Here is a 20,713-nt window from a genome sequence, read left to right on the forward strand (position 1 = left end):
CGCGGCAGGGCCGCCCGAGGCCCGCGACACTTCCCGTGACCGGCGCGAGCGCCTATTCCCCCGCGACGGTCCCGACGCCCGAGCCTGTCCGGAGACGCATGGAATCCGACCCTCTCCTCCTGACCTGGCGCGCCGCGCGGCCGCAGCACGCCGTCGCGGCGGCCCTCGCGGTCGGGATCGGCGCGCCGCTCTGCGCGCTCGCGCTCCTGTGCCTGCGCGACCTGATCGCGGTCCTGCCCCGCGACGAGGCGCCGGAGCTGCCGTTCCTGCGCGTGGCGGCGGAACTCCCGGGCGGGGAGCTGGTGCTCGCCCCCGGCATCCCGATGCGGCCCGCCGAACTCGAACTCACGGCCTTCCTGTGCATCGCGGTCTGCGCCCTGGCGCTGGCGGGCGTCGGCTGGTTCGTGGCGCGCCTGTGCTTCAGGGCGCAGAACAAGGCCGGGGACGCCGTCCGCGAGGGCGTGCTCCAGGCGATCCTCGACGCGCCGGCGGGCGCCCGGGACGAGGCGCGCAGCCTCACCCGGATCGTCGGCGAGGTGCTGGCCCGGGCCGACCGCCTGCTCGCCGCCGGCATCGTGCTGCCGGCGATGACCCTCGCGGCCCTGATCCTGGCCCTCGGCTTCGCGACCCTGGCCGCGCCCCGGCTCATCCCCGCGGCGGTGATCGGCCTCGCGGCGATCGGCCTCGCCTACGGGCTGGTGCTCGAGCGGGCGCGCGACCGGCAGGAGCTGCGCCTGCGCTCGAGCGCGCGCGCGGAGGAGAGCCTGAACGACCTCGTCCGGCGGCTGCCCGCCGTGCGCAACCACGGGGCGGCGGCCATCGAGCGCCAGCGGATCGCGGCCCGCGTCGCAGCGATGCGGGCCAATGTCGGGCGGGCCGAGGCGCGGCTGGCCTATGCCCGGGCGCCCGCCCTGGCCCTGGCGGTGAACCGCCCTGCCGCTGCCCCGGTCCGGAACCCTGGCCACCGAGGGCGTCGGCGCCTTCGACCCGGCCACGGGCGAGCGCCTGACCGGCGTCGACGTGGCCATGTCGATGCCGGGCCACGTGGCGATCACGGGCAGCCGCGGCAGCGGCGCCCGCGCGCTGGCGGCGGTGCTGGCCGGGCAGGTCGAGCCGACGGCGGGCGCCGTCACCTACGCGGGCACGGACCTGCGCGACTTCGACGCCGCCGAGCGCGCCCGGCGGATCGCCTTCACGTCGGGCGAGGCGATCCTGATGGAGGGCTCCCTCCGGCAGAACCTGCTCTACGGCACCGATCCGGCGACCGCGCCCGACGACATCGCGCTGATCGGCATCAGCCGGCTCACCGGGCTCGACGGCTTCGTGTACGCCCGCGGGCTGACCGGGCGGCTCGATCCGGCCGCCCAGCCGCGGCTCGCCGCCGCGATCGTCACCGCGCGCCGGACCATGCGGGTGGCGCTGGCCGCCAAGGGCGCCGAGCGCCTCGTCGAGCCCTTCGATCCCGACCGCTACAACAACCAGGCGAGCATCGGCGAGAACATCCTGTTCGGCGAGCCGGTGGGCGGCACCTTCGCGCCCCTGCGCTTCGCCCGCCATCCCTATCTGCGGGCGGTCCTGGAGGCCGAGGGGCTGGTCCGCCCGCTCACCGAGATCGGCCTGTCGGTGGCCCGCAGCACGGTCGAGATCTTCGCCGACCTGCCCAACGACCACCCCCTGTTCGACGCCTACTCGCTGTTCCAGGCGGCCGAGCGGGGCTATTTCGAGGATCTGGTGGTGCGCCTGCCCAGCGCGGCGAGCCTGCGCCGGGGACCGGCGGGCCAGCGCGACCGCACGCGGCTGATCGGCCTCGCCCTGCGCTACAACGAGTCCCGGCACCGCTTCGGCCTGATCGACGGCCTGTTCGAGGAGCGCCTCGTGCAGGCGCGCCGGTCCTTCGCGCGGATGCTGCCGCCGCACCTCGCCGGCGCGGTGGTGTTCCACGATCCCTCGCGGGTCAATCCGGCCGCGAGCCTGGAGGAGAACCTCCTGTTCGGCCGGATCAGCCTCGGCGAGGCCAACGCCGAGCCGCGGGTGCGGGAACTGGTGCGCCGGGTCCTGGCCGACGAGGGCCTCGAGGCCTCGGTCTACGGCCTCGGCCTCGACAGCAAGGTCGAGATCCAGCCCAGCACCGGGGCGCTGGCGGACGGCGCGATCAGCGCCCGCGAACGGGTGGCGATCGAGCTGAGCCGGTGCCTCGCCCGCGACCCCGACATCCTCGTGGTGGCGGTCGCGATGGACGAGCGGAAGGCCGAGGGCGCGCGCGAGCGCCTCGCCCAGCTGCGGCAGGCGCGGGCCGGGCGCGGCCTGATCGTCTGCCTGCCCGAGACGGGCCTCGCGGAGAGCGCCGCGCCGTTCGACGCGGTGATCGCCGTGGAGAACAGCGCGGTCGTCGCGGCCGTGCCGGCGGATGCCGAGCTGGAGAAGGCGCCGGCGGCCTGACGGGAGGCCGTCGGCGATCCGGCCGCGCCATCGTCCCGCCCCCGTCCGCGGAGGGAGCCGGCGAGGCGGCGCCGGGCTGACCGGACGCGCAGCCTCACGGCCGCCGCAATACTCCGTCACGTCGCGAGGCCGCGCCCGTCCGGCAGCCATCCCGGCCGATCCAGCGCGGACGGTTCATGCCCCTGTCGACCTCGCTTCCCCTCGCCGCCGGCCTCGTCCTGCTGGCCCTCGCCGCCCCGGCGGCCGCCCAGGCCGGCAAGGCCGAGGCGCCGATCCCGGCCGCGACCCTCGCGCTGATGGCGCAGAAGGGCGTGACGGCCGCCTCGCCGGTCCTGTTCCGGGCCTACAAGAAGGAATCGGAGATCGAGGTCTGGAAGAAGGGACGCGCGGGCTACGTCTACATCAAGACGTTCCCGATCTGCCGCTGGTCCGGCCAGCTCGGGCCCAAGCGCAGGAGCGGCGACCGCCAGACTCCGGAAGGGTTCTACACGGTGCCCCGGCGCCAGATGAACCCGAACTCGCACTACTACCTGTCCTTCGACGTCGGCTATCCCAACGCCTACGACCGGGCCCATGGCGGCACCGGCTCCGCCGTGATGGTGCACGGGATCTGCTCGTCCATGGGCTGCTTCGCCATGACCAACGGCACGGTCGGCGAGATCTACGCCATCGCCCGGGACGCGCTGAACGGCGGGCAGGCGGCCTTCCAGTTCCAGTCCTACCCGTTCCGGATGACGGCCGAGAACATGGCCCGCCACCGGACCGACCCCAACATCGCCTTCTGGCGGGACCTCAAGGCCGGCTCCGACCGGTTCGAGGTCAGCCGGGAGGAGCTGCAGGTCTCGGTGGTCGCCGGCCATTACGCGTTCGCGCCCGCGCGGGATCCCGCGGTCGAGGCGGCCGTCACCACCCGCCGCGCGGTCGAGGAGGCGCGGATGACCGCGCTCGCCGAGGCGGGCGAGCCCGCCGTGCGCACCACCTATTCCGACGGCGGGCAGAACGCCTTCTGGGCGGCCTACACAGCCCGGGGCGGGGCGGTGGGCGATATCAGCCGGCCGGAAGCCCTGGCCTTCGCCGGCCAGGAGGTGGTGGTCGTGCCGGGCCACCGCACCCATCGCCCGGTGCCCGACACGGTCTGGGCCAGCTGGGCCGGGCCCGAATCGGGCCTGTCGCCGCGGCAGATGGCGGGCTTCGTCCCGGTCTACGAGCGCGCGCCCGATCCGTTCGGCGCGCTGGTCGCGCCGCTCCCGACGCGGTACAGCGACGCACTGCCGTCCTGGCTGGCCGCCGGGCTCGCCGGACCGGCCCCCGGCCGGCCGTATCTGGCCGGATCGCCGGCCGGCCTCCTGGCCTCCGCGGAGGCCCTCTGAGCATGCGGAGGCCCTTCGCGGCGGCCCGTGCGTGTGCGCGGACGCACATCACGGCCGCGTGCGGCACACCAATTCATGATACGGCAGGGGATGAGCGGTACACCTGCTCCGTCGGCCTGCCGTATTCAAAGCTACCTTCCCGGAACGGCGACGGGGTTTCGATCATAACCGATCGGGACCGACTGTCCGCGGATTCGTGATCGCCATGTCGAACAGTTCCGAGCCGACCATCCTGGCGGCCGACCAGGACCTCGCACTGCGCTTCTGGGGCGTCCGCGGCTCGACGCCCGTCAGCGGCCCGCAATACGCCGAGTTCGGCGGCAGCACGCCCTGCATCGAGGTGCGGTGCGGCCAGCGCATGTTCATCGTCGACGCGGGCTCGGGCATCTACAATCTCGGGCAGGGTCACCGGACCGACCTGCCCCAGGAAGTCGATCTGCTGTTCAGCCACCTGCATCTCGATCACACGGCGGGTCTGCCCTTCTTCAAGCCGGTGGTCCTCGATTCCGACCGCGTGATCAACACCTACTGCGGCAACCTCGGCGGCGAATCGGCCGGGCCGACCCTCGACCGCCTGTTCGCGCCGCCGCTCTTCCCGGTTACGCTCGACAAGCTGTGCTGCACCTTCCGCCATCACGGCTTTCAGGCGGGGCAGACGCTGGCCTTCCCGGACGGGACGCGGGTCGCCACGATCCTGCTGAACCATCCGCAAGGGTCCGTGGGCTACCGGTTCGAGCATGCCGGCAAGCGCCTGTGCCTGATCAGCGACATCGAGCACAGCGACCCCTGGCCCGATCCGGACCTCGCCGCCTTCGTCGCCGACGCCGACCTGATGGTCTACGACGGCATGTTCACCGACGGCGAGTACCCGACCTGCCGGGGCTGGGGGCACTCGACCTGGCAGAAGGGCGTGGAGCTCGCCCGGAACGCGGGCGTCAAGGCGCTCGGGATCATCCACCTGCACCCGGCCCATTCCGACACGGCGCTGCGCGACATGGAGGCCGACCTGCAGGCCGAGATGCCGACCGCGTTCATCGCGCGCGAGCGCCAGAGCCTCGTGGTCGGCGCCCCCCGGGCGGTGAGCGGCCGGCAGAGCGGCCGCCCGGCCGTGGCGCGGGAGATGCGCCGCCGGATCAAGGTCGCCTGAGGCGCGGGATCAGGCGGACCGCCTGCGCGTCCGGCTGAACCGGGCCCAGGCGAACAGCACGAACAGCGCGACGCCGATGATCAGGATGCTCCAGCCGTAATTGCTGACGAGCTGCGCGTCGATCGGGTGGCCGACGAACCCGAGCGCAACCAGCAGACCGAACACCGCGATCGCCGCGGAAACGAGCATCCCTACAATCATCGAAGTCCCCGGCGCGTCCCATCCGCGCGATTCGGCAGGGCGGTGTGGTGGGGAGGAATGCGCGGCGACCGCGCGCGTTCCAGGACCCTGCCAAGACCTGTGCTCAGCCTCCTGCTTAGCCCTGTGCCCGGCCCGCCGGCGGCCGACGCCCCGGTCATCTGCCGCGCGCTGTTCACCGGAATGGCGCGGCGTCGCATTCGGCGGCTCCCATCGCGCCGAAGTTAGGCTAAGTAGGCCGCCTGACGGCGCCCCGGGGCGCGCGAGGAGCTCGAGACCACGGCGATGAGCGGCCAAGACAACACGACGGCGTCCGCGGCGGCGCATCCCAGTCCGGAGACGCGTCCCGCCCCCGTCGCCGCGCCCGGCCCCCTGCGCCCGCAGGACCAGCTCGTGACGATCTACGGCGGCTCCGGCTTCCTGGGCCGGCACGTGGTGCGGGCGCTGGCCAAGCGCGGCTACCGGATCCGCGTCGCGGTGCGCCGGCCGGACCTCGCGCTGTTCCTGCAGCCGCTCGGCAAGGTCAACCAGATCGTCGCCGTCCAGGCGAACCTGCGCTACCCCGATTCGGTGGCCCGGGCCGCCGAGCGGTCGGACGTGCTGATCAACCTCGTCGGCATCCTGCAGGAGACCGGCTCCCAGAGCTTCGCGCGGCTGCAGGTCGACGGGGCCGAGGCGATCGCCCGCGCCGCCGCGCGCCAGGGCGCGCGGATGATCCAGGTCTCGGCGATCGGCGCCGATCCGGCCTCGCCGTCGCTCTACGCGCGCACCAAGGCCGAGGGCGAGGCGCGGGTCTTCGCCGCCTGCCCGGACGCGGTGGTGTTCCGGCCCTCGCTGATCTTCGGGCCGGGCGACAGCTTCTTCAACCGCTTCGCCGGCCTCGCCCGGGCGCTCCCGGTCCTGCCGCTCGCCGGCGGCCAGTCCCGCTTCCAGCCGGCCTTCGTGGGCGACGTCGCCGAGGCGATCGCCCGCGCGGTCGACGGCACCCTGGCGCCCGGCAAGGTCTACGAGCTCGGCGGCCCGGAGGTGGGCACGCTGGAGCATTTCGTGCGCTACATGCTGAAGACGATCCGGCGGAAGCGGGTCGTCGTGGACCTGCCCGTGCCGGCGGCCAAGCTCCAGGCCCGCATGCTGGAGATCGCCGACACGCTGACCTTCGGCCTGCTGCCGGATTCGCTGAAGCTGACCCGCGATCAGGTCACCCTGCTCCAGAACGACAACGTCGTCTCGGAGGCCGCCAAGGCCGAGGGTCGGACCTTCGAGGGGATCGGGATCACCCCGACCGCCGCCGAGGCGGTGGTGCCGGGCTATCTCTGGACCTTCCGCAAGGCCGGCCAGTTCGCCACCGATCGGGACGAGGAATACCTCTCCGAGGTGCCCGACACGATGGCGTCGAAGCCGCTGGCGGCCGGCTCGCAGCACCGGCCGAAGACCGCCTCCGGCCCGGCGATCGGCGCCGATGCCGGCAGCTCGCCGGGGGCCGGCCAGGGCAGCATGGGCGTGCGCTGGGGAACCCGGAACCGAGGCTAGGGACGGTCCCCGCCCGGATCACGCCATGAGCGCGCCCTCTCCCCATCGATCCGGCGGCCCGGTCGCGCGGCGCGTCCTCGTCACCGGGGCGGCCGGCTTCGTCGGGGGCCACGTTCTGCCGCTCCTGGCGGACTCGGCGGCGCGGGCGGGCGATCGCGTGGCCGGGATCGGGCGGGGGCGCTCGCCGCGCCTGCCGGAGGGCGTCACCTACGCGGCGGTCGACCTCCTCGACGAGGCCGCGCTGGCAGGCTTCGTGGCGCGGTTCCGGCCGACCGCGATCCTCCACCTCGCGGGCCTCGCCTCGGTGGCGGATTCGGCGAGCGGCCCGGGCCAGACGTGGCGGGTCAACGTCGACGGCCTGATGAACCTCGTGGCCGCGGTGGAGGCGGTGCCGGGCTGCACCTTCTTCTTCGTCAGCTCCGGCGAGGTCTACGGCAGCGCCTTCCTGGCCGGCCACGCCCTCAGCGAGGCCGCCGAGCCCCTCCCGCGCAACACCTACGCCCGGTCGAAATGGGTGGGCGAGCAGCTGCTCCGCGACCTGCTGCCCCGGATCGGCGTGAAGCTCGTCGTGCTGCGGCCGTTCAACCATATCGGCCCCGGCCAGGACGAGCGCTTCGTCGTGGCCTCCTTCGCGGGCCAGATCGCCCGGATCGAGGCCGGCCTCGTGCCGCCCTGCCTGGAGGTCGGCAACCTCTCCTCCTACCGCGACTTCCTCGACGTCGCCGACGTGGCGAGCGCCTACGCCGACCTGATCGGCCGCGCGGACTCCCTCGCGGACGGGAGCGTGTTCAACATCAGCTCGGGCCAGCCGCGGACGATCGCCAGCGTCCTCGAGGACCTGCGCGCCCGGGCCCGGGTGCCGTTCGAGATCCGCGTCGCCCCGGAGCGGGTGCGGCCGACCGAGATCCCCCTGGCCGCGGGCGATGCCGGCCGCCTCCACGCCGCGACCGGATGGCGGCCGCAAGTCTCGTGGGACGCGGCCCTGACCCGGGTTCTGGACGACGCGCGGGCGCGCCTGGCGAACGCCCGCGGATCCGGCTGAGGCGCGGAGTCTCGCACCGAGGCGGCGCTCAGCGCTCGGCGACGGCGATCAGGGCGGTTGAGGGGATCGGCAGGACGGGTCGTCCGGCCGCCATGCGCCGCGCCTCCGCGATCACCGCGGCCCGGTCGTCCGCGCTCAGGTCGACCCAGTCCGGCGACAGGCCGAACACCGTGTCGGGGTCGTCGAGCAGCGCGACGTCGAGCACGTAGTCGAAGGTCACCCGGTCGATCCGGGGAGCTGCGTACCCGGCCGCGACCAGTTCCCGGGTGAACCCGGCCGGATCGCCGAGCGCCCGCACCCCGTCGGGCATCGCCCGGCTCTCGCGTTCGGGGAACAGCCGGCGGCGGATCTCGCCGAGCAGCAGGAACGTCGCCGCGCCCTGGTCCTGCCACGTCGCGACGACGCCCCGTCCCCCGGGCCGCGTCACGCGCGCCATCTCGGCGAGACCCTTCCGCCAGTCGGGGAACATGATCACCCCGAAGATCGAGAACACCGCGTCGAAGCCGCCGTCGGGCAGGGCGAGGGCCTGGCCGTCCATGACCCGCGCGGCGACGTTGGGCAGGCCCGCCCCGGCGATGCGCGCGACCATGCCGGGCGCGAAGTCGACCGCGAGGACCTGCGCCCCCGTCCGCGCCGCGGCCAGCGCGAGGGCGCCGGTGCCGGCCGCGACGTCGAGGACGCGGCTGCTCTCGGTTAGCGGCACCCGCGCGAGCGCCGCCTCGGCGAAGCGCGCCGTGAACGGGTGGGCGGTCGTCGCGTAGTGCTCGGCGACCTTGTCCCACCGATCGGGGTTCTCGAACTCGCGCACCGCTTCGGCTCCGCTCTATCACGTAACTTGATAAGTATCGTGATGCGGCACGGTTGCCAATCCCGAGCCCGGTGTGATGGATCGACGGGTGCGCACCGACAGTCGCCTCTCCCGAACGCTCCATGTGCTGCTTCACATGGCCCGCCACGACGGACCGATGACGTCCGAAGCGATCGGGCGGATGCTCGGGACGAACCCCGTGGTCGTCCGCCGGACGATGGCCGGGCTCAGAACCGCGGGCTACGTGAAATCGGAGAAGGGGCACGGCGGCGGATGGACCATCGCGGCGGACCTGAACGCGGTCTCGCTGCTCGACGTCCACCGCGCGGTCGGCGGGCCCCGCATCTTCGCGATCGGCAGCGATCGCGCGAACCCGGCCTGCGCCGTCGAGCAGGTCGTCAACGCGGCGGTCGAGGACACGCTGCGCGAGGCCGAGGCCCTCCTGGTCGCGCGGCTCGGTTCCGTCAGCCTCGCCCAGCTCGCGCGGAGCTTCGACGCCCGGTGTCGCACCGAGGGGCCGTCGGACGCCGCGACCTGCGCGTGACGGCGGGCGCGGCGCCGGGCATTGCTGCGCGCGATCGGGCTCGCGGTCGGGCCGGGATGTCGGATCGCGGCGGGCGGTTGCCGCGCCGACGCTCAGGCGCCATGCTCGGCGTCGACGCGGACCCGCACGAGATGATCGGCCATGGGCCTTCTGGACGGATTGCTCGGACACGGCTCGGCCGTCGACGCGGCCTCCCTGGAGCGCCGGCTCGACGGTATCCTGATCGAGGGCGAGACGGCGCGGCTCGCCTTCAGGATCATCCGGGACGTGTTCGTGTTCACCGAGCGCCGCGTCATCCTGGTCGACGTCCAGGGCGTGACCGGCAGCAAGGTCGAGTTCCTGTCGGTGCCGTACCGCGCGATCGTGCGCTTCTCGGTCGAGACCGCCGGCACGTTCGACCTCGACGCCGAGTTGAAGATCTGGGTGTCGGGGGCGGCGGAGCCGATCCAGCGGACCCTGAAGAAGGGTGCGGATGTCCGGGGTATCCAGCGGGCCCTCGCCGAGGGCGTGCTGCGCTAGCCCACGGCGCGGACGTCGGCTGCCCCTGAGCCGCGCCGTCCAGCCCACGGCACGCGACAGCCGGCGACGGCCTCCCTACCGGACCACGCCCTTGGCCCGCAGCGCGTCGCGCGCGTCCTCCGGATACTCCAGCTGCTCGGCCAGGATCTCCGCGCTCGAATCCCCGAGGCCCGGCGGCATGCGCCGCACCGGCAGCCGGCGCCCGTCGAGCCGGTAGGGCGGGGCGATGACGTGGGCGTTCTCGGGCGCCGCGACCACCAGCCCGGCCTCCTGCGCCCGGTCGCAGGTGAGCGCCTCGCGCAGGCCCATCACCTCGCCGCAGGGGATGCCGGCGGCCCTGAGCCGCGCGATCAGCGGCGCGCGCTCCCACTTGGCGAGCTCGGCCTCCAGCACCGGGATGAAGGCGGCGCGGTTGCGCGACCGGTCGAGGTTGGTGGCGAAGCGCGGGTCGGCGACCCAGTCCGGGCGCTCCAGCACCTGCTCGCAGAAGCGGCGGTACTGCCCGTTGTTGCCGACCGTGATCACCACCGGCCCGTCGCCGGCCTCGAACACCCCGTAGGGCACGATCGACGGGTGGGCGTTGCCGTAGCGGGGCGGATCGATCCCCCGGGCGAGCGCCTCAAGGCCGTAATAGGAGGTCAGCGCCACGCCGCAGTCGAACAGGGCGAGGTCGACGGTCCGGCCGCGCCCGGTCCGCTCCCGCTGATACAGGGCCGCCAGCACCGCCTGGGCGGCGAACTGGCCGGTGAACAGGTCGACCGCCGCGACCCCGAACTTGAGGGGCGGCCGCCCGGCCTCGCCGTTGAGCGCCATCACGCCGGACTCGCCCTGGACCACGAGGTCGTAGCCGGGCCGGCCGGCCTCAGAGCCGTCGGAGCTGTAGCCGGCGATCGAGCAGTAGATCAGGCCGGGGTTCTCCGCCGCCAGCGCCGCGTAGCCGAGGCCGAGCTTCTCGGCCCCGCCGGTCTTGAAGTTCTGGACCAGCACGTCGCTGTCGCGGGCCAGGGCCCTCACGATCGCCAGCCCCTCCGGCGTGGCGAGGTCGACGCCGATCGAGCGCTTGTTGCGGTTGACGCTGTCGAAATACGAGGTGTTGCCGGGGCTCGTCGGCACGCCCCAGTCGCGGGTGTCGTCGCCGCGCTCCGGGTGCTCGACCTTGATCACGTCGGCCCCGAGATCGCCCAGCACCTGCGCGCACCAGGGCCCGGCCAGGACCCGGGACAGATCGAGGACGCGGATTCCGGACAGCGGCAGGTCGGCAACGGCATCCATCGCGAAAGGTCCTCAGGCTCCCATGACGCCGTCGAGACTGCGCACGGCGTCGATCAGTTTCGGGCGCGCCACCTCCAGGAGGAAGCGCGCGTCGGTGATGACGGTGGGGGCACCGCAATTGACCGACATGGGCGGCAGGCCGCCGCCGGGATGGAACCCCACCGCGATGGCGCAGACCGTCTCCTGCCACTCGCCGAACGAGGTGCAGCAGCCGAGTTCCCGGTGCTCCTCCACTGCCCGGTCGAGGCCGGCGCGCAGCGCCGGCCAGGCCACGGGATCCAGCGCCTTCAGGTCCTCGTAGATGCCCGCGCGCTCCCGGTCAGGGCAGACCGCCACGTAGGCGCGACCCATGGCGCTGCGGGCCAGCGAGATGCGCGAGCCGGTGTCGAGGTTGAGCGAGATCGCCGCCGGGCCGCGCTGGCAATCGACGTAGCGCATGCTGAGCCGGTCGCGCACCCCGAGGCCGACCGAGGCGTTGGCCGCCTCCGCGACCGCGCGCAGCACCGGCCGGGCGATGGCGCGGACGTCGAGGCCGCCCAGGGCGGCCGAGCTCAGCGCGATGGTGGCGGTGCCGAGGCGGTAGCGGCCGAGTTCGGGCATGTGCTGCAGGTAGCCGAGCTTGGTCAGCGTGTAGGTCAGCCGCGACACGGTGGAGCGCGGCAGCCCGCAGGCCTCCGCGATGTCGTGGTTGGCGAGGCTCGTGCGCCCCGGTCCGAAGCAGGCCAGCACCGACAGCCCCCGGGCGAGCGCCGTGACGAAGTGCCGGTCCTCCTTCGCGCCGGAACCGGCGGCGTCGGATTCGGCGAGCAGGCCCGCATCCGCCTCCATCCGCCCGCTCACCGGCCCAGGAACGCCGCGAAGGCCGCCTGCGCCGCCGGACCGCGGCGGAGGGCGTGGAAGACCTCCGCCTCCGCGTCGAGGGCGCGGGCGACGCTGTCGTCGTGGCCGCGCCGCAGGGCCTGCTTGGTCGCGGCGATCGAGACCCGGGGCAGGGCGGCGAGCGCGCGCGCCTTGGCCAGAGCGGTCTCCAGGGCGGTGCCGGCCGGGACGGCGGCGTTGACGAGGCCGGCCGCGGCGGCGTCGGCGGCCGTGAAGGGCTCGCCGAGCATCAGCAGCTCGGCGGCGCGCTTCGATCCCGCGACCAGGGGCAGCAGGTAGCTGGACCCGCCCTCCGGGCTGAGGCCCAGGGCCGTGAAGGGCAGGCGGAACCGGGCCCCGTCCCCCGCATAGGCGAGGTCGCAGTGGAGCAGCAGCGTCGTGCCGATGCCGACCGCGTGGCCCTCCACGGCCGCCACCACCGGGAGCGGGCAGGCGCGCAGGGCCTTGAGGAAGGTCAGGCCGGGGCTGTCGCCCGCGGTCTCGACATCCTGGAAATCCTTGAGATCGTTGCCGGCGGTGAAGCAGCCGCCCGCGCCGGTGAGGACCAGGGCGCGCACCTCCGCGTCCCGAGGCGCCGTCTCCAGGGCGTCGGTCAGGCCCGCGTAGGTCGCCCGGTCGAGGGCGTTGCGCCGCTCCGGCCGGTCGATCGTGACGAGCCGGATCCCGGGCTCCGGATCGGCGAGGCGGACGCTCACGGGGCGGCCCCGCCGGCGCGGTCCGCGGCGTAGTCGGCGGACTGGCCGGCCATCCGCGCCCGCGCCGCCGCGTATTCCCGGGCGAGCCGGGCGACGAGGTCGGCCGTCGCCGGCGCGTCCGCGATGGTGCCGACGCCCTGGCCGGCGCCCCAGACGTCGCGCCACGCCTTCACGCTGGCGCTGCCGAAGTTCATCGCGGTCTTGTCGCGGACGGGCAGCGCGTCGGGATCGAGTCCGGAGGCGCGGATGCTCGGCGTCAGGTAGTTGCCCGGCACGCCCGTGAAGTAGGGGGTGTAGAGGATGTCGGACGCCGCGCTGCCGGCGATCATGTCCTTGTAGGCCGGGGCGGCGTTGGCCTCGCGGGTGGCGATGAACCGGGTGCCCATATAGGCGAGGTCGGCGCCCATGGCCTGGGCGGCCAGGATCGCCGAGCCCGAGGTGATCGCCCCCGACAGGATCAGCGGCCCGTCGTAGAACCGCCGGATCTCGCCGACGAGGGCGAAGGGGCTCAGCGTCCCCGCATGCCCGCCCGCCCCGGCGCAGACCAGGATCAGCCCGTCGACGCCGGCCTCGAGCGCCTTCTCGGCGTGGCGCACGGTGGTGACGTCGTGGAACACCACCCCGCCGTAGGCGTGGACCGGGCGGATCACCGCGTCCGGCGCCCGCAGCGAGGTGATGATGATCGGCACCTGGTGCCGGACGCAGGCCTCGACATCCTGCGCCAGCCGGTCGTTGGAGGCGTGGACGATCTGGTTCACCGCGAACGGCGCGATCCGCCGCGACGGGTCGGCGGCGCGGGCCTGCTCGAGCGTCCGCGTGATCCGCTCGAGCCACTCGTCGAGCAGCTCGGCCGGTCGGGCATTCAGCGCCGGGAAGGCGCCGACCACGCCGGACAGGCACTGGGCGATCACCAGCTCCGGGTTGGAGACGATGAACATCGGGGCGCAGATCACCGGCAGGGCGAGGCGGCCGCGCAGGACCTCGGGCAGGCGCCCGGCCGGGGCACGCTCGGGACCGTCGCTCACCGCCCGCTCCCCGCCGCCGGAATCCGCGCCGGACAGGCGCTCCCGGTCCGCTCGCCCCGATCCTTGCCGCGCACCGCGATCCTCCCCCTGCCTCCGGCGGCCCGGCCTTCGCGCGCCGGGCGGCGTCCGCAACCGAGTCTCGTTCAGGGCCGTTGTGATGGCATGGCCCCGGGCCGCGGGTCAAACGGCCGAGGCGATACTTTTCTGCATTGCAGAACAGTTGGCCGAACCCCGATGACAGACCTTGTCCGTCCTTGACGCTGGCGGGCACTCGGACCAACATCCCGCCGAAATGCAGGCACTTATTCTGCATTGCAGAACAACAGGGAGTCCCGGGTGGTTCGTCAGGAGGTCGATGGCGGCGTGGCCGTGCTCACGCTCGCCAACCCGCCGGTCAACGCGCTGGGCGCCGCGCTGCGGGCGGCCCTGGACGAGGCCCTGACGCACGCCATCGCGGACGCGTCGGTCCGCGGGATCGTGCTGGCCGCCGAGGGCAAGGTGTTCGTGGGCGGCGCCGACATCGGCGAGTTCGGCAAGCCGCAGCACCCGCCGAGCCTGCCGGACATCCTGGACCGGCTCGACGCCAGCCCGAAGCCCGTGGTGGCGGCGATCGGAGGCGCGGCCCTCGGCGGCGGCCTAGAACTGGCCATGGCCTGCCACGGCCGCGTCGCGGCCCCGTCCGCCAAGATCGGCTTGCCGGAGATCAAGCTCGGGATCATCCCGGGGGCGGGGGGCACGCAGCGCCTGCCGCGCCTGATCGGGCCCGACGCCGCCTTCCCGATGATGCTCACCGGCGAGCCCGTCTCCGCCGAGAAGGCGGCCTCGCTCGGCATCGTGGACGCCGTGGTCCTCGGCGACCTCGTGGCGGAGGCCCGGACCCGCGCCCTGGAACTGGCCGATGCGGGGACGCTGCCGCGGGTGCGTGACCGGTCCGACAGGCTGATTCCGGAGGCGCGCGACCGGTTCGAACACCAGGCCGCCGAGGCGGTGAAGCGCGACCCCGACGCCACCAACGTCCACGCCCTGGCGCGGGCCGTGCGCGCCGGCCTGGAGCAGGATTTCGACGCCGCCGTCGCGGTGGAGCGGGCCGAGTTCCGGGCCCTGGTGGAGGATCCGCGCTCGAAGGCCCTGCGCTACGCCTTCTTCGCCGAGCGCGAGGCCGCTCGGGTGCCCGGCCTGCCGAAGGACACGCCCCGCCGCCCCGTCCGCACGGCCGCGGTGATCGGCGCCGGCACGATGGGCGGCGGCATCGCCATGTGCTTCGCCAATGCCGGCATCCCCGTGACGGTGATCGAGACGGAGGACGGCGCCCTGGCGCGCGGCCTCGACCGGGTGAAGGGGCTCTACGCCGGCTCGGCCAAGCGCGGCTCGATCACCGAGGCCCAGCGCGACGAGCGGGTCGGCCGGATCACCGGCGCGCTCGGACTGGAGAACGCCCGGGAGGCCGACATCGTCGTCGAGGCGGCGTTCGAGGATATGGGCGTCAAGCGCGAGATCTTCTCCAAGCTCGACGGCATCGCCAAGGCGGGCGCGATCCTCGCCACCAACACCTCCTACCTCGACGTGAACGCCATCGCGGCGGTGACGGGCCGGCCGCAGGACGTGCTCGGCCTGCACTTCTTCAGCCCGGCCAACGTCATGCGCCTCGTCGAGGTGGTCCGGGCCGAGAAGACCGCCCCGGACGTGCTCGCCACCGCCCTCGATCTCGGCAAGCGCCTCAACAAGCTGCCGGTGACGGTGGGCGTCTGCTTCGGCTTCGTCGGCAACCGGATGCTGGAGCGCCGCAGCCGGGCCGGCGAGCGCCTGCTGCTCGAGGGCGCGCTGCCCCACGAGGTCGACGCGGCGGTCACCGGCTTCGGCTTCCGGATGGGGCCCTTCGCCATGGCCGACCTCGCCGGGCTCGATATCGGCTGGCGCTCGCGCAAGGATTTCGGCGGTCGGGCGCCGGTCGCGGACTCGCTCGCCGAGCAGGGCCGCTTCGGCCAGAAGACCGCACGCGGCTTCTACCTCTACCCGGACGGTGCCCGCACCGGCACGCGCGACCCGGAGGTGGAGGCGCTGATCGCGCGCGTCGCCGCCGAGCACGGCGTCGCGCGCCGCAGCTTCACGGCCGACGAGATCGTCGCGCGGCTCATGTACCCGATGGTCAACGAGGGCGCGCGGATCCTGGAAGAGGGGATCGCGGCCCGCCCCGGCGACATCGATACGATCTGGATCAACGGCTACAACTGGCCGGCTTGGCGCGGCGGACCGATGCACTGGGCCGACAGCGTCGGGCTGAGGACGATCGCGGAGGCGCTGTCGCGCTTCGCCGCGGAGACCGGCGACGACAGCCAGGAGCCGGCGCCGCTCCTGAAGCGCCTCGCCGCCGAGGGCGGCAGCTTCGCCGGCCTGAAGAACGCCTGAGCGGGAGAGAGATCATGACCGACGCGGTGATCGTCGCGACCGCCCGCACGCCCATCGGCAAGGCGCATCGCGGCGCCCTGAACCTCACCCGCGGCGCCGATCTCGCGGCCCACGCGATCCGCGGCGCCCTCGACCGGGCGCGCCTGGAGCCCGAGGCGGTCGAGGAAGTGGTGCTCGGCTGCGGCTATCCGGAGAACGCCACGGGCGGCAACGTCGCCCGGCACGCGGCCCTGGTGGCGGGGATCCCGGTCGAGTCGGCCGGCGTCACCGTCTCGCGCTTCTGCGCCTCGGGCCTGGAGGCGATCGCCAGCGCGGCGCGCCGGATCGTCCTCGACGGCGTGCCGGTGGCGGTGGCGGGCGGCGTCGAGTCGATCAGCCTCGTCCAGCCCAAGGTCCAGCGGGAGCTGACCCGCAACGCGTGGCTGGAGGCGCACCTGCCGGCGATCTACATGCCGATGATCGAGACCGCCGACATCGTGGCGGAACGCTACGGCATTTCCCGGGAGGCGCAGGACCAATTCGCCCTGGAGAGCCAGCGCCGCACGGCCGACGCGCAGGCGCGGGGGCTGTTCGACGACGAGATCGTCCCGATGAGCGCCGTTATGGCGGTGACCGACAAGGCCACCGGCGAGACCCGGGAGGTCGAGACCCGGCTTTCCAAGGATGAGGGCAACCGGCCGGACACGACCCTGGAGGCTCTGTCCAAGCTCAAGCCGGTGCGCGGGGAGGGGGCCTTCATCACGGCGGGCAATGCCAGCCAGCTCTCGGACGGCGCCTCGGCCAGCGTGCTGATGTCGGCCGACGAGGCGGCGCGGCGGGGCCTCACGCCGCTCGGCACGTTCCGGGGCTTCGCGTCGGCGGGCTGCGGGCCGGACGAGATGGGCATCGGCCCGGTTCTCGCGGTGCCGCGGCTCCTGGAGCGGCAGGGGCTGAAGGTCGCCGACATCGACCTGTGGGAGCTGAACGAGGCCTTCGCGTCCCAGTCGGTCTATTGCCGCGACACGCTCGGGATCGACCCCGAGAAGGTCAACGTCAACGGCGGCGCCATCGCGGTCGGCCACCCGTTCGGCATGTCGGGAGCGCGGCTCGTGGGCCACGCCCTGCTGGAGGGCCGTCGCCGCGGCGCGCGCTACGCCGTGGTGACCATGTGCGTCGCCGGCGGCCAGGGCTGCGCCGGCCTGTTCGAGATCGCCCGGAGCTGAGCCGATGGACCTGCGCTTCACCGACGACGAGATCGCGTTCCGCGACGAGGTCCGGAGCTTCTGCCGGACGGAGATCCCGGCCGAGATCCGGAGGAAGGTCTCGGAGGGCCGCAGCCTCTCGAAGGAGGACTACGTCACGAGCCAGCGCATCCTCAACGCCAAGGGCTGGGCGGTGCCGCACTGGCCGCAGGAATGGGGCGGCCGGGATTGGACCCCGATCCAGCGCTACATCTACACGGAGGAGCTGTTCCAGGCGGCGGTGCCGCTGCCGCAGCAGTTCAACTGCTACATGTTCGGCCCGGTGCTGGCGACCTTCGGCCGGCAGGACCAGAAGGCGCGCTTCCTGCCCCGCGCCGCCAACCTCGACGACTGGTGGTGCCAGGGCTTCTCCGAGCCGGGCGCGGGCTCCGACCTCGCCTCGCTCAAGACCAAGGCGGTTCGCGACGGCGACCACTACGTCGTCGACGGCCAGAAGACCTGGACGACGCTGGGCCAGCACGCCGACTGGATCTTCTGCCTCGTCCGCACCGACTTCGAGGCCAAGAAGCAGCGGGGCATCTCCTTCCTCCTCATCGACATGAAGACGCCCGGGATCACCGTGCGGCCGATCCTGACTCTGGAGGGCCGGCACGAGGTCAACGAGGTCTTCTTCGACGCCGTGCGCGTGCCCGTCGAGAACCTCGTGGGCGAGGAGAACCGGGGCTGGGACTACGCGAAATTCCTGCTCGCCAACGAGCGCACCGGCATCGCGCGGATCGGCCTGACCAAGGAGCGGATCGCCCGGATCAAGCGGCTGGCCCGCGAGATGCCGGCCGGGTCGGGCACGATGTGGGACGATCCCGCCTTCCGCGGCCGCGTCGCGGAGGTCGAGGTCGAGCTGAAGGCCCTGGAGATCACCCAGATGCGGGTCGCGGCCAAGCAGGGAAGGGCGGATTCGGTGGAGCCGGACCCGGCCTCCTCGCTCCTCAAGATCCGCGGCTCGCAGCTCCAGCAGGCGGCGACCGAGCTGCTGGTGGAGCTCGCCGGGCCCTTCGCCCTCGCGGCGCCCGTCCGCGGGGCCGGGGCCAACAACCTGCCCGGGGGCTTCGACTGGGTCGACGCCGCCGCGCCGAGCTACTTCAACAACCGCAAGGTCTCGATCTACGGCGGCTCGAACGAGATCCAGCACAACGTCATCGCCAAGGGCATTCTGGGTCTGTGAATCGTCGCGCCCTCCCACCCACGCCCTCATCCTGAGGTGCTGCGCAGCAGCCTCGAAGGAGGGCTCCAGGGATCACGGCGACCTCTGGAGGCCTCCGCCGAGGCCTTCGCTCGCTCCTGCGCCTCAGGATGAGGGGGTGGGTTGGACGGGCCGGTGCCGAAGGCCCCGACTGAAATATCCGCGAGGGGACACCATGGATTTCGACCTGAACGAGGACCAGTCGCTCCTGCGCGACAGCGTCGAGCGGCTGGCCGCCGACCTCTACCCGTCCCTGGAGAGCCGGCAGGCGCGGCTGAAGGCGCCGCTCGGCTTCCCCGCGGTGGGCTGGACGGCCTTCGCGGAACTCGGCGTCGCCGGCCTGCCCTTCTCCGAGGAGGAGGGCGGCCTCGGCGGCGGCCCGGTGGAGACCATGCTGGTCATGGAGGCGGTCGGCCGCAACCTCGTGGTCGAACCCCTGCTCGCGAGCCTGGTGCTCGGCTCAACGGCCCTGCGCCTCGGCGGCAGCGCCGCGCAGAAGGAGCGCCTCGTCCCCGGCCTCGTCGCCGGCGACCTGCGCCTGACGCTCGCCCACACCGAGCGCCAGTCCCGCTACGATCTCGCCGACGTGGCCACCACGGCCCGGCGCAGCGGCGACGGGTTCCTGCTGAGCGGAGCGAAGAGCGTCGTGCCCAACGCCGACGCGGCCGGCCTGATGGTGGTCTCGGCCCGCGTCTCGGGCGAGCGGCGCGATCCCCGCGGGATCGGCCTGTTCCTCGTCCCGGCCGACGCCGCGGGCGTCGCCATCGAGGCCTACCCGACGCAGGATGGCGGCCGGGCCGCGGAGGTGTCCTTCTCGGAGGTGCAGCTCCCCGCCGACGCGGCGCTCGGCGATCCGGAGGACGGCCTGCCGCTCCTGGAGCGGGTGGTGGAGCACGGCATCGCGGCGCTCGCCGCCGAGGCGGTCGGCTCCATGGACGCGCTCCACAAGCTGACGGTGGAGTACCTCAAGACCCGCAAGCAGTTCGGCGTCAGCGTCGGCTCGTTCCAGGCACTGCAGCACCGGGCCGTGGACATGCTGATCCAGCTGGAGCAGGCGCGCTCGATGGCGCTCTACGCCGCCATGATGGTGGACATGCCGGATGCACGGGCCCGGGCCGCGGCCCTCTCGGCCGTGAAGGTGCAGATCAACAAGGCCTGCCGCTACGTCGGCCAGGAGGCGGTGCAGCTCCACGGCGGCATCGGCATGACGCTCGAGTATATCGGCGCCCACCACTTCAAGCGGCTCGCCATGATCGAGTACCAGCTCGGCGACACCGCCCACCACCTGCGCCGGATCACGCAGGACGAGAACGGGCTGCTGGCGGCGTAGTTCGACTCAGGCGCCGTGATTGTCTTTGCGAGCGGAGCGCAGCGATCCGGTGGCGCCACGCTCGAGAACGTCGCGCCGCCCTGGATCGTCGCGCTCCGCTCGCGACGACGGGGCGATCAGTTGAACAGCGACCCGACCCCGCCCTGCACGCGGCCGAGGCCGGCCCGCGCGACGGTGTTGTTGGGGTCGATGGTCGAGGCGCGCTGGTAGTTCTCCATCGCCTCCTTGCGCTGGCCCTGCTTCTCGTAGGCGAGGCCCCGATAGGCCCAGGACGTGGCGTCCTTGGCGTTCACGTTGAGCGCGGCGTTGTAGTCTTCGATCGCCTTCGCGTACTGGTTGGTCGCGATCAGGCTCTGGCCGCGGGCCGCGTAGGGCGCGGCCACGAACGGGTCGCGGTCGATGGCGGCGTCGAAATCGGCGATCGCCTGGGCGTCCTGGCCCTGCTTCTGCCGCACGAGGCCGCGGGCGTGGTAGGCCTGCGCGGATTCGGGGCTCAGGCGGATCGCGACGTTGAGGTCGCTCAACGCCTGGTCGAGGTTGCCCTGCGCGCGCTCGACATTGGCGCGGCCGATATAGGCCGGCCCGTAATTCGGATCGATCCCGATCGCCTTGGTGAAGTCCTGCAGCGCCGGGCCGTCGCGGCCGATCTGGCGGTTCGCCAGGGCGCGGTTGTTGTAGGCGGAGGCGGAGTTCGGATCGAGCTGGATCGCCTTGGTGAAGTCGCCGATGGCGTCGTTGAACTGGCCGGCGCGGGCGTAGGCGGCGCCGCGGGTGTTGTAGGCCGCCGCGTCGTTCGGATTGCGCTGCACCACCTCGGTCAGGGAGGCGATGTTGACATTCGTGGCGCCGGTCGTGTCCTTCTCCAGGACCGCGTATTGCCGCGGGCCGGCCGCGCTGCCGACGGTCTCGCAGCCCGCGAGGCCGGCAGCCGAGACCAAGGCCGCGCCGATCAGTGCCGTCTTCCGTCCCAGCCGGTTGCGTACGTTCATCGCCCCACTCTCCCCGAGGCGTTGCCCGCTCCGCGCGTGCCCGCCCCGCCCCTCACAGTCCAAGAGCCCGCGCCCTGCGCCGGGCACACCCGAGTTCGG

The 20,713-nt window shown here is 73.3% G+C and carries 17 protein-coding genes and 1 pseudogene; 11 read left to right on the top strand and 7 right to left on the bottom strand.

The annotated features are described in order from the left end of the window. The first annotated feature begins 98 nt into the window (after nucleotides 1-98). The 3 genes and pseudogenes from MOTC310_RS21630 to MOTC310_RS21640 all read left to right on the top strand — a co-directional run bounded on the left by MOTC310_RS21630 (nucleotide 99) and on the right by MOTC310_RS21640 (nucleotide 4,956). Nucleotides 99-2,439, top strand: a pseudogene (locus tag MOTC310_RS21630) (ABC transporter ATP-binding protein). Nucleotides 2,440-2,615: 176 nt separating this feature from the next. Beyond that, on the top strand, nucleotides 2,616-3,809 hold the full coding sequence (locus MOTC310_RS21635; protein WP_331303240.1) for a murein L,D-transpeptidase family protein: 1,194 nt from the start codon (nucleotides 2,616-2,618) through the stop codon (nucleotides 3,807-3,809). Nucleotides 3,810-4,014: 205 nt separating this feature from the next. Beyond that, nucleotides 4,015-4,956, top strand: coding sequence for an MBL fold metallo-hydrolase (locus tag MOTC310_RS21640; protein ID WP_331303241.1), 942 nt, complete (start codon nucleotides 4,015-4,017; stop codon nucleotides 4,954-4,956). A gap of 9 nt (nucleotides 4,957-4,965) precedes the next feature. Here MOTC310_RS21640 and MOTC310_RS21645 read toward each other — a convergent pair whose 3' ends face one another. Continuing rightward, the gene (locus MOTC310_RS21645; protein ID WP_331291180.1) at nucleotides 4,966-5,145 is read right to left on the bottom strand and encodes a hypothetical protein; all 180 of its coding nucleotides are present in this window, start codon (nucleotides 5,143-5,145) and stop codon (nucleotides 4,966-4,968) included. A gap of 294 nt (nucleotides 5,146-5,439) precedes the next feature. On the opposite strand from MOTC310_RS21645, the gene MOTC310_RS21650 reads away from it, so the two are divergent. Next, nucleotides 5,440-6,684 carry a complex I NDUFA9 subunit family protein gene (locus tag MOTC310_RS21650; RefSeq protein WP_331291181.1) on the top strand — a complete coding sequence of 415 codons (1,245 nt, stop codon included), beginning with the start codon at nucleotides 5,440-5,442 and terminating at the stop codon, nucleotides 6,682-6,684. A gap of 25 nt (nucleotides 6,685-6,709) precedes the next feature. Next, complete coding sequence (locus MOTC310_RS21655) at nucleotides 6,710-7,726, top strand: NAD-dependent epimerase/dehydratase family protein (protein WP_331303242.1); 1,017 nt, start codon at nucleotides 6,710-6,712, stop codon at nucleotides 7,724-7,726. 28 nt (nucleotides 7,727-7,754) lie between these two features. Here MOTC310_RS21655 and MOTC310_RS21660 read toward each other — a convergent pair whose 3' ends face one another. Continuing rightward, nucleotides 7,755-8,534: a class I SAM-dependent methyltransferase gene (locus MOTC310_RS21660; RefSeq protein ID WP_331303243.1), complete on the bottom strand. Its 780-nt coding sequence runs from the start codon at nucleotides 8,532-8,534 to the stop codon at nucleotides 7,755-7,757. Nucleotides 8,535-8,622: 88 nt separating this feature from the next. On the opposite strand from MOTC310_RS21660, the gene MOTC310_RS21665 reads away from it, so the two are divergent. Both MOTC310_RS21665 and MOTC310_RS21670 read left to right on the top strand, forming a co-directional pair. After that, nucleotides 8,623-9,078, top strand: coding sequence for an Rrf2 family transcriptional regulator (locus MOTC310_RS21665; protein ID WP_331291184.1), 456 nt, complete (start codon nucleotides 8,623-8,625; stop codon nucleotides 9,076-9,078). A 141-nt stretch (nucleotides 9,079-9,219) separates the two neighbouring features. Continuing rightward, nucleotides 9,220-9,597, top strand: a complete 378-nt coding sequence (locus tag MOTC310_RS21670; RefSeq protein WP_331303244.1) for a PH domain-containing protein — start codon at nucleotides 9,220-9,222, stop codon at nucleotides 9,595-9,597. Between the two features lie 75 nt (nucleotides 9,598-9,672). Here MOTC310_RS21670 and MOTC310_RS21675 read toward each other — a convergent pair whose 3' ends face one another. The 4 genes from MOTC310_RS21675 to MOTC310_RS21690 are packed head-to-tail and all read right to left on the bottom strand — an operon-like array spanning nucleotide 9,673 to nucleotide 13,468. Continuing rightward, a complete protein-coding gene (locus tag MOTC310_RS21675) occupies nucleotides 9,673-10,869 on the bottom strand; it encodes a CaiB/BaiF CoA transferase family protein (protein ID WP_331303245.1) in 1,197 nt (398 codons plus the stop codon). Between the two features lie 12 nt (nucleotides 10,870-10,881). Then, nucleotides 10,882-11,697 carry an IclR family transcriptional regulator gene (locus tag MOTC310_RS21680; protein ID WP_331291188.1) on the bottom strand — a complete coding sequence of 272 codons (816 nt, stop codon included), beginning with the start codon at nucleotides 11,695-11,697 and terminating at the stop codon, nucleotides 10,882-10,884. A gap of 8 nt (nucleotides 11,698-11,705) precedes the next feature. Then, entirely contained in the window at nucleotides 11,706-12,443 is a 738-nt protein-coding gene (locus tag MOTC310_RS21685) for an enoyl-CoA hydratase-related protein (protein WP_331303246.1), read from the bottom strand. Then, on the bottom strand, nucleotides 12,440-13,468 hold the full coding sequence (locus tag MOTC310_RS21690; RefSeq protein ID WP_331303247.1) for an NAD(P)H-dependent flavin oxidoreductase: 1,029 nt from the start codon (nucleotides 13,466-13,468) through the stop codon (nucleotides 12,440-12,442). Before MOTC310_RS21690 ends, MOTC310_RS21685 begins: the two co-directional genes overlap by 4 nt. Before the next feature lie 336 nt (nucleotides 13,469-13,804). Here MOTC310_RS21690 and MOTC310_RS21695 point away from each other — a divergent pair, with 336 nt between their 5' ends. From MOTC310_RS21695 to MOTC310_RS21710, 4 genes are all read left to right on the top strand, one after another. Further along, on the top strand, nucleotides 13,805-15,874 hold the full coding sequence (locus tag MOTC310_RS21695; protein ID WP_331303248.1) for a 3-hydroxyacyl-CoA dehydrogenase NAD-binding domain-containing protein: 2,070 nt from the start codon (nucleotides 13,805-13,807) through the stop codon (nucleotides 15,872-15,874). Nucleotides 15,875-15,888: 14 nt separating this feature from the next. Then, complete coding sequence (locus MOTC310_RS21700) at nucleotides 15,889-17,076, top strand: acetyl-CoA C-acyltransferase (protein ID WP_331303249.1); 1,188 nt, start codon at nucleotides 15,889-15,891, stop codon at nucleotides 17,074-17,076. A gap of 4 nt (nucleotides 17,077-17,080) precedes the next feature. Further along, nucleotides 17,081-18,277: an acyl-CoA dehydrogenase family protein gene (locus MOTC310_RS21705; protein ID WP_331303250.1), complete on the top strand. Its 1,197-nt coding sequence runs from the start codon at nucleotides 17,081-17,083 to the stop codon at nucleotides 18,275-18,277. A gap of 193 nt (nucleotides 18,278-18,470) precedes the next feature. Then, a complete protein-coding gene (locus MOTC310_RS21710; protein ID WP_331303251.1) occupies nucleotides 18,471-19,625 on the top strand; it encodes an acyl-CoA dehydrogenase family protein in 1,155 nt (384 codons plus the stop codon). A 116-nt stretch (nucleotides 19,626-19,741) separates the two neighbouring features. On the opposite strand, the gene MOTC310_RS21715 is transcribed toward MOTC310_RS21710, so the two are convergent. Next, the gene (locus tag MOTC310_RS21715; RefSeq protein WP_331291197.1) at nucleotides 19,742-20,614 is read right to left on the bottom strand and encodes a tetratricopeptide repeat protein; all 873 of its coding nucleotides are present in this window, start codon (nucleotides 20,612-20,614) and stop codon (nucleotides 19,742-19,744) included. Between the last annotated feature and the right edge of the window lie 99 nt (nucleotides 20,615-20,713).

It is taken from the genome of Methylobacterium oryzae, assembly GCF_036441375.1.
Taxonomy (GTDB): domain Bacteria; phylum Pseudomonadota; class Alphaproteobacteria; order Rhizobiales; family Beijerinckiaceae; genus Methylobacterium; species Methylobacterium oryzae_A.